This window comes from Halomonas sp., assembly GCF_014859505.1.
GTDB lineage: Bacteria > Pseudomonadota > Gammaproteobacteria > Pseudomonadales > Halomonadaceae > Halomonas.
The window spans coordinates 1-3,043 of sequence record NZ_JACUUD010000213.1; the positions used below are offsets into that span (position 1 = coordinate 1).

The window sequence follows — 3,043 nt, forward strand, 5'->3', positions numbered from 1 at the left end:
CCCTCGTCGGGTTCGCCGGGCGCCTCGCCGGTGAGCAGGGCGAGCGCCTCGTCCACGTGGCGCACGGGGAAGATACGGAAGCGCCCCGCCGCCATGGCCTCGCGCACCTCGGCCTTGAGCATCAGGTGCTCCACGTTGCTGGCCGGCAGGATCACCGCCTGGCCGCCGAGCTCGCCCCGGGCCCGGCAGACGTCGAAGAAGCCCTCGATCTTCTCGTTGACCCCGCCCACCGCCTGCACCTCGCCGTGCTGGTTGATGGAACCGGTCACCGCGAAGCCCTGGTCCAGCGGCACCCGGGCGATGGCCGAGACCAGCGCGCACATCTCCGCCACCGAGGCGCTGTCTCCCTCGATACCGCCGTAGGACTGCTCGAAGGCGAGGCTCGCCGAGAGCGACAGCGGCGCATCCGGGGCGTAGCGGCCGGCCAGGAAGCGCGACAGGATCATCACCGCCTTGGTGTGGATGCGCCCGCCCAGGCGCGCCTCGCGCTCGATGTCCACCACCTGGCCGGCGCCGGGCCTGGCGGTCGCGGTGATACGGGTCGGCTGGCCGAAGGCGAAGTCGCCCAGGGCCAGCACCGCGAGGCCGTTCACCTGCCCCACCGCGCGACCCTCGGTGGCGATCATCACCGTGCCGCGGTTGATCTGCTCGTGGCTGCGCTCGCGGATGCGCCCGGCGCGATGGAGCTGCTGTGCCACGGCCTTCTCAACGTGGGCGCGGGTGATCAGGGTGGCGTCCTCCATGGCCGCCCAGTGGTCGGCCTCCTGCAGCAGGTCGCTCAGGTCGCGGTGGCGGGCGGTGAGGCGCTGCTGATCGTCGGCCAGGCGGCTGGCGCGCTCGATGGTGGCCGCCACCCCGCTGCGGTCCAGCGGGCGCAGCGCCGCTTCCCGCGCCAGGGTCGCCACCATATGGGCGTAGAGAGTCAGGTTGGCCTCGCTGCGCGGCAGCTCGTCCTCCAGGTCCACCTGCACCTTGAACAGCTCCAGGAACTCCGGGTCGTGCTCGCACAGCAGGTAGTAGAGCAGCCGCTCGCCGAGCAGCACGATCTTCACATCCAGAGGAATCGGCTGGGGTTCCAGGCCCACCGTGCTGATCAGGCCGTAGGCCTGCTCCAGGGATTCGGTGCGGATCTCCCCCGCGCGCAGGATGCGCTTGAGGGTCTCCCAGGCGCCGGGCTGGGTGAGCACGCCGCGCACGTCCAGCACCAGGTAGCCGCCGTTGGCGCGGTGCAGGGCCCCGGCGCGGATCAGCGAGAAGTCGGTGAGCAGGGTGCCGTTGTGCACGTGGTGTTCGATGCGCCCTACCAGGTGCTGGTGGCCGGGCAGGTCCTGGTAGATCACCGGCGCCCCCTCGGTGTCGGCGTTGTCCACCAGCAGGTTCAGGTGGAAGCGGCTGAACACCGCCTCCGGGGGAATCTCGGGCTCGTCGGAGAGGAAGGAGTCGACATGGGTCAGGATCGCCTCGCGGATCGCCGCCAGGTGGGCGATCACCCCCGCCTCCTCGGCGTAGCGCTCCTCCAGTTCGGTCAGGGGCGCACCGATGGCGGTCTGCAGCACCTCCTCGTTGAGGCCATGGACCTGATCGCGCAGCTCCTTGGCGAGCTTGGGCATGCGGCGGATCGCCTGGGTCAGCTTGCGCTGCAGGATCTCCACCGTGTGTTCGATGCGCTCGCGCTCCTCCCTGGGCAGCTTCTCGTACTCCTCCGGCGACAGCATCTTGTCCTCCTCGCCCGCCGGCGCGAAGGTGAAGCCGTTGGGGGTGGAGAGCAGCAGCACGCCCTGCTCGCGGGCCTCGCGGCGCACCGCCTCGATGGCGTCGCGCTGGCGCTCGCCCATGGCCTGCTTCAGCTCCTGCAGGCGGTTCTGGTACTCCTCGCTCTCGAACACCGCCGGAATGGCGCTGCGCAGCTCATCCACCAGGGCCTCGATGTCGCGGCGCAGCTGGCGGCCCAGCCCCGGCGGCAGCGACAGGTAGAGCGGCACCGAGGGGTCCTCGAAGTTGTAGCGATAGCCCCAGTCCGGCGGCGGCGACTCGTCCCGGGAGCGCTCCTCCAGATAGCACCCCACCAGGCCGTGCATGCCGTGGCCCGGCTGGCCCAGCACGAAGAGGTTGAAGCCATCGCTTCTAATCGCGGTGCCGAAGTCCAGCGCCTCCCGCGCCCGATCGTGGCCACTCAGCAGGTCCAGCGAGGGAAGCTCGCTGGTCATCTCGAAGGAAAAGGCCTCCTCCGGGCAGGCCCGGTAGACCTCGGAAACCGTCAGCGCCTCGACCATCACCCTCTCCCTGTTCGTCCGCGGCATCTCATCCCGCCTGCGTCAGTTCGCTTGCTTCAAAGATGACGCATAGCGGGGCGGCGGTCGAGGGGGGCGCTCAATAGTGGTAGCGGCACTGCACGATCACGATGGCGCTGTCCGTGACCTTGTAGACCAGGCGGTGTTCACGATCGATTCGACGCGACCAGTAACCCGACCACTGATGCCGGAGGGGCTCGGGGTCACCCAGCCCATCGAACGGATGGCGTTGGATATCCTTGATCAGGGTATTGATGCGTTTGAGTGTCTTCCTGTCGCGCCCCTGCCAGTAGAGATAGTCCTCCCAGGCGGTTGTCGCCCACGTCAGCATCATGGGTCGATGAGCCCGTGCTCGTCCCCCTCGCCACGCTCGGCTTCGGCGATGGCCTCGTTGAGACGGCGTGCATTCTCGGGGCTGGCCATCAGGTAGGCGGTTTCCTCGTAGGACTTGAAGTCCTCGACCGACATCACGATGGCCGGCTTGCCATTCTGGCGCGTGATCAGCACCGGCACATGATCATCGTTGACGCGGTCGAGCACCTTGGCCAGGTGACTGCGAAAATGGGTATAGGTGACGGTATCCATGGTGGGTCTCCTTTGACGGGCTTCATTGTACTTGTTTCTGTACATCAACACCACGAAGCTCGACCACCAGGGCCTTTCCGTACAGCACCCAGATCAGCGCCATCAGCGATGGCGGGCAACACCGCCGGGCGGCTTCGCCGGCATTCGCCGAAGCGTCGAACCGCGGG

The 3,043-nt window shown here is 68.3% G+C and carries 3 protein-coding genes; all 3 read right to left on the reverse strand.

Annotation, left to right across the window (positions count from 1 at the left end; translation table 11 throughout):
* Nucleotides 1-2,300 (reverse strand): Lon protease family protein (locus tag IBX53_RS15505; protein WP_290911093.1); only part of this gene is annotated, 2,300 nt, incomplete at its 3' end.
* 70 nt (nt 2,301-2,370) lie between these two features.
* The gene (locus tag IBX53_RS15510) at nt 2,371-2,625 is read right to left on the reverse strand and encodes a Txe/YoeB family addiction module toxin (RefSeq protein ID WP_290911096.1); all 255 of its coding nucleotides are present in this window, start codon (nt 2,623-2,625) and stop codon (nt 2,371-2,373) included.
* Nucleotides 2,622-2,876, reverse strand: coding sequence for a type II toxin-antitoxin system Phd/YefM family antitoxin (locus tag IBX53_RS15515; RefSeq protein ID WP_290911099.1), 255 nt, complete (start codon nt 2,874-2,876; stop codon nt 2,622-2,624). The genes IBX53_RS15510 and IBX53_RS15515 overlap by 4 nt, the downstream gene beginning before the upstream one ends.
* Nucleotides 2,877-3,043: the final 167 nt, after the last annotated feature.